The organism is Neorhizobium sp. BETTINA12A (assembly GCF_023006485.1).
Classification (GTDB): Bacteria; Pseudomonadota; Alphaproteobacteria; order Rhizobiales; family Rhizobiaceae; genus Neorhizobium.
The window spans coordinates 1-5499 of the sequence record NZ_JALBGW010000233.1 but is presented as its reverse complement, the minus strand read 5'-3'; the positions used below and the strand labels follow the sequence as shown (position 1 = coordinate 5499).

General features: G+C 64.5%; 5 protein-coding genes. All 5 read left to right on the top strand.

Translation table 11 applies throughout. The features are described from left to right. On the top strand, positions 1-1005 hold a 1005-nt coding region (locus MOV61_RS27935; RefSeq protein ID WP_247138919.1), incomplete at its 5' end, for a beta-galactosidase trimerization domain-containing protein. A 96-nt stretch (positions 1006-1101) separates the two neighbouring features. After that, complete coding sequence (locus tag MOV61_RS27930) at positions 1102-2430, top strand: FAD-dependent oxidoreductase (protein WP_258719020.1); 1329 nt, start codon at positions 1102-1104, stop codon at positions 2428-2430. 116 nt (positions 2431-2546) lie between these two features. Continuing rightward, positions 2547-3263: a GntR family transcriptional regulator gene (locus MOV61_RS27925; RefSeq protein WP_247138920.1), complete on the top strand. Its 717-nt coding sequence runs from the start codon at positions 2547-2549 to the stop codon at positions 3261-3263. Positions 3264-3300: 37 nt separating this feature from the next. Continuing rightward, positions 3301-4551 (top strand): FAD-binding oxidoreductase, encoded by a 1251-nt coding sequence (locus MOV61_RS27920; protein ID WP_247138915.1) that lies wholly within the window; start codon positions 3301-3303, stop codon positions 4549-4551. A gap of 104 nt (positions 4552-4655) precedes the next feature. Then, on the top strand, positions 4656-5499 hold an 844-nt coding region (locus MOV61_RS27915; protein ID WP_247138914.1), incomplete at its 3' end, for a Xaa-Pro peptidase family protein.

The window sequence follows — 5499 nt, the reverse complement described above, 5'->3', positions numbered from 1 at the left end:
CTGCTCGACGGCCCGCTTTTCGGTGCGTTCGGCGCCTATGGCATGGACGGCGCCCGCACGCCACGTTCGAAACTGCAGAGCGACATGGCGAAATGGGCAAACGACCCGGCGCAGGCCGCGCTCTGGGAGGCAAAACCGGTGCGCGGCGAAATCGGCATCCTGGTCGTTCCCGAGACTCAGGAATGGGATTACCTCTTGAACTACGACCGCAAGGAAAAACCTTATCCGGAGGCGATGTGGGGCGCCTATCGCGCCTTCCTCGAAAACGGCGTCCAGCCGGACTGGGTCCATATCGACGATATCGATGCCTATGACCGCCTCTATTTCCCCTATCCGATCATGTTCACCACCGAGCAGGCAAAACGCCTCGCCGCCTGGGTGGAAAACGGCGGCATGCTGATCGCCGAAGCCTGCCCCGGTTATTTCGGCGACCGCGGCCATGTCGGCCAGGTGCAGCCGAACATGGGCCTCGACAAGGTTTTTGGCGCCCGCGAGGATCAGGCCGAGTTCATGCCGGATATCGGCGACCGCATCCATTTCGAGCTGGACGGGGCGGCGGTCGACGGCGGCGGTTTCCTGCAATCCTATGTGCTTGCCGGCGGCACCGCGCGCGGCAATTTCGACGACGGGCGGCTTGCCGTGGTCGAGCACGCCTATGGCAAGGGCCGCACGCTGTTGATCGGCACCAATCCGTCGGTCGCCTATTACAAGTCTCAGGGCAAGGCGAACGGCGCCTTTTTCGCCGAACTGCTGCGCTGGAGCGGCTGCACGCCGCATGCGGCCCTGTCGAACAAGGCGCTGTTCGCGCGTATCCACAAGGGCAACAAAGGCAGCTTCCTCTGGCTCGTCAACCCGACCCGCTCGCCGCAGGCGACCGAGGTCAACCTGGCCGAAAGCCATGGCCAACTTGCCGCCGGTAAGGCGATCTGGCCGGTCGGAAGCACCCATGATGGCGGCAAGATCGAGGTGCCGGCCCGCGACGTGCTGATCCTGCCGCTCGACTGATACCAATTTGCCGCCCTCAGCCATCGACGCCCGAGGGCGGCACGGATTCCGATCGTTCGTCTACAGCCTCGTAGACGTCCCGAAGCGCTTGCGGTAATGGCAAAGGCAGGAAGACTGTCGGAGAAAAGAATGCCTGAGCGGGATGCCATCGTCGTCGGCGCGGGGTTCACGGGCCTGAGCGCCGCCCTGGAGCTTGTCGATGCAGGGCTCGACGTGCTGCTGCTCGAAGCGCGCGACAGGGTCGGCGGCAAGGTCGAATCCGAGACGCTGCCGGACGGTACCCGGATCGACACCGGCGGGCAGTTCTTCTGCCGCGACATGAGCGAGCTGATGGCCCTCATCGCGGAAAACGGCAAGACCCCGGTCATGACCCACTATGATGGCGAGGCCATCTACCGGCCGCCGGTCCCGCCGCAGCAGGGTTATGCGCGCTGGCAGGGGGTTGATGCGCTCCGCGACCGGATGATCGCCACCGATCCGGACGACCCGGAACTGGCAAAGCTGACGGTGGCCGATTGGGTGGACCGCCAGGACGACGTGCCGGCCGACGTGCGGAAAAGTTTCCTGCGGCTGATCAAGGGCCTCTGGTGCCGCGCACCGGAGGAGGTCGCCTTCACCTGGCTCGCCTCTAACGACCGGCGTATCACCAATACCTATTCGGAAATGGAAATGTTCCTGCCCGGCACGCTGCATGCGCTGGCCGAGCAGCTGGCGGCCAGGCTCGGCAATCGGCTGCGCCTCGGCACACCGGCGACCGGGATAGAATATTCCGATACCGGGGTCACCGTCACCGCCGGCGATGAGCGGTTCTTCGCGAAACACATCATCCTGGCGCTGCCGCCGGTGATGATCCGCCGGCTTCCGTTTTCGCCCGCTCTTCCCGAGCGGCTGCGGAAGGCGTTTTCCGCCTGGGCGCCAGGCCTATCGATCAAGCTGCAGGTCAGCTACGACAAGCCGTTCTGGCGCGAGCGGGGGCTTTCCGGCGCCGTCATGTGGCACGAACCCCAGGGCCTCTATGCCTGCGATGCCAGCCACGACGATTATGCCGGCCTCATCGTCTTCGTCGGCGGGCCGGAAGCGCAGCAATGGCATGGGCGGCCCCGCGAGGAGCTCACCACGTTCATCCGCGAACAGCTAAGCGCAGCTTTTGGCCCCGAAGGGGGCAATCCGCGCGACATCCATGTGCGGGACTGGGTCGACGACCCCTGGAGCGGCGGCGCCTATAGCGACGTCGTCGTCGATCTCGATGCCCGTTATGCGGAGGACATCATCAACGAAGGCGTGCCCCCTGTCCATTTCGCGTCGTCGGAACTCTCCCCGTCCTATCCTGGCTATGTCGACGGCGCGATCGTCGCTGGCAGGCTGGCCGCAGCGCGGATCATCGCGGCGACCCTGCGCGGCCAGTCCGAGGCCAGTGACGACTGAGGCTTCGATCCGACAAAACGGCACCACATCCGTTCTGCCACCTTGCGGGCTTTCCTGTCGACAATACGTGTGCAATTGTCCTGCCGCATTGGCTTGCGACGCAGAACGGTTAAATGATGGCGAAGAACGAACCTGCAGAAACCGATATCCCCCGCACCCGTGGTTCCGGGACGCAGAGCGTCTATACGGTCCTGCGCGGGGAAATTCTCGCGATGACCTTGCCCCCCGGCAGTCCGCTCGACGAGGTCCGGCTGTCGGAGCGTTTCGGCATGTCGCGCACGCCGATCCGCGAAGCGTTGTTGCGGCTTTCCGCCGATGGCCTCGTCACCACGCTGCCGAACCGCAACACCATCGTCGCGACGATCGATTTCGCCTCCCTGCCTCCCTATTTCGATGCGCTGACGCTGATGTACCGTGTCACCACCCGCGGCGCGGCCATGCGCGGCACGCCCCAGGCTATGGGCGAGATCCGCAAGCGACAGGCAGAGTTCGCGGCAGCGGTTGCCGCCCACGACGCCTTCGCGATGATCGAGGCGAACCGGGAATTCCATGTGGCGATCGCCGAACTCGCCGGCAACACCTATTACACCACCTTCTTCGCCCGACTGCTCGACGAGGGGCGCCGCATCCTGCGCCTCTATTATCGTACCTTCGACGACCGGCTGCCACGCCAATATGTCGACGAACACGAGGAGATGATCGCAGCGATCGAAGCCCGTGACGTCGAGCGCTCGGACAGGCTCGCCATCAGGCATGCGGAACAAATCGTCCGGCAGATCCAGGATTATATCGCCCGCGATCTCGGCCATCCGATCGATCTTGCCGTCTCCTGACCTCACCTTCCGCATTCGCTTCACAGGACCAGAAATCATGAATTCCTCTTCGGTCGACGCCGTCGTCATCGGCTCGGGCATAATCGGCGCGATGTCGGCGCATTACCTGCTGGAAGACGGCCGCTCGGTGCTGATCATCGAGCGCGGGGAGGTGGCCCGGGGTGCAAGCAGCGGCAATGCCGGCATTCTCGCCTTTCCGGAAATCATCCCGATCGCCGCACCCGGCATGATGTGGAAGGCGCCGAAATGGCTGCTCGATCCGCTCGGTCCCCTCAGCCTGCCGCCGTCCTACGCTCTCAACATGGTGCCGTGGCTGTGGCGACTGTGGCGGGCCAGTGCCCGGCCGGCCTATGAGCGCACCGTCGGCGTACATGCGAGGATGATGCCGATGGCGCGCAGCGAAATGCTGCAAACTGTCGAACGCACCGGCCTTCGGGCGATGGTCAAACAGACGGGCACGCTCGACCTCTACGACAGCGAGGCGAGCCTCAATGCCGCGGCTGACGACTGGCAGGCGAAACGCGAGGCCGGTTTCGAATTCCAGAAGGTCGGCCGCAATGAGATCGACTCCCTGCAGCCGGGCCTTGCGCCGCAGTTCCGGCATGGCATCTTCACGCCTTCCGGCCTGCAGGTTTCCGACCCGCTGGAATTCACCCAGGCCCTCTTCAGCAACGCCATGTCCCGTGGCGCATCGCTGAGGATCGGCGAAGTCATCCGCATCGAGCCGATAAACGACGACGCCAGGGTCATCCTGGCGGATGGCGCCGTCTTCGATGCGAAGACGGTCGTGCTGGCAGGTGGCGCCTGGTCGAAGAAGATCGTAACCAGCCTCGGCGATCATGCGCCGCTCGAAACCGAGCGGGGGTACAACACGACGCTGCCGCAAGGGGCCTTCCCGCTGCATCGCCAGCTTTATTTCAACGACCACGGCTTCGTGGTGACGCCGCTTTCCTCCGGCATCCGCGTCGGAGGCGCGGTCGAGCTCGGCGGGCTGACACTGGCGCCGAACTACAAGCGCTCGGAGGCGATGCTGAAAAAGGCAAAAAGCTTCCTGCCCGACCTGAAGACCGATGGGGGCCGCCAGTGGATGGGTTTTCGTCCCTCCATGCCGGATTGCCTACCGGTGATCGGCCCATCGAGCGCAACGCCTGCAATCATCTACGCCTTCGGCCACGGGCATCTCGGCCTCACCCAGTCGGCCGCGACCGGCCGGCTGGTCGCCGATATCGCCGCACGCCGGAAGCCTGCCCTCGATATCGAACCCTATAGCATCAGCCGGTTTCGCTGACATTGACGACGGCGGAATGCAGGTCGGCTGCAGGTGCCAAATATCGCTGTCGACAAACTGACTACAGCGCGATATAACCCGAGCGACATCGAAAGGAAGCGGACATGGTCTGGTCTCACCCCGTCCCCAAGATTACCGACGACGAACGGCGGCAGCGCCTTGTCCGGTTGCAAGCGTCACTGGACGACAAGGGGTTGGGCGGCATCCTGCTCGGCGCCAGCGAGAGCCTGCGCTATTTCACCGGCCTCGTCTGGCACCAGAGCGAACGCCTGCTTGGCGCGCTGGTGACACCGAAATCGGTAACCTATATCGTGCCGGGTTTCGAACAGAGCCGCGTCGAGAGCTTGTCCCACCTGCCGGGCGAGATCGTCGCCTGGCAGGAGGATGAGGCGAGCGCCGCACTGGTCGCCTCGCTTCTGCCTGCCAATGTGAAACTTGCGCTCGACGACGCGCTGCCGCTGTTCGTCTACCACCAACTCGCCGCCGTTTTTGGCATTGAGCGGCTTGTCGATGGCGGCCGACTGATCCGCGATCTCAGGCTCCGGAAGTCGCAAGCCGAGATCGATCTCATCCAGCATGCGATGAACCTGACGCTCGAAGTGCATCGCCGCGCCCATGCCTTCATCAAGCCGGGCGTGCTCGCCTCCGATGTGGTGCGCCATATCGACGAACAGCATCGCGCGCTGGGGGCGACAAGCGGTTCGAGCTTCTGTATCGTCTCCTTCGGGGTCGCGACTTCGCTTCCCCACGGCGCCGACGGCGAGCAGACCTATGCTCCCGGCGACGTGGTGCTGGTCGATACCGGCTGCCGGCTCGACGGCTATCATTCGGATCTCACCCGCACCTATGTGCTGGAAGAGCCTGCTCCGGAATTCGCCAGGGCCTGGGCGATCGAGCGCGAGGCGGAGCAGGCCGTCTTCGATGCCGCCCGCCTCGGCGCCACCTGCG

Excerpts from the sequence above, each read along its gene's own strand:
- MOV61_RS27930 (WP_258719020.1), top strand. The coding sequence starts at position 1,102 with ATGGCAAAGGCAGGAAGACTGTCGGAGAAAAGAATGCCTGAGCGGGAT.
- MOV61_RS27920 (WP_247138915.1), top strand. The coding sequence starts at position 3,301 with ATGAATTCCTCTTCGGTCGACGCCGTCGTCATCGGCTCGGGCATAATC.
- MOV61_RS27925 (WP_247138920.1), top strand. The coding sequence starts at position 2,547 with ATGGCGAAGAACGAACCTGCAGAAACCGATATCCCCCGCACCCGTGGT.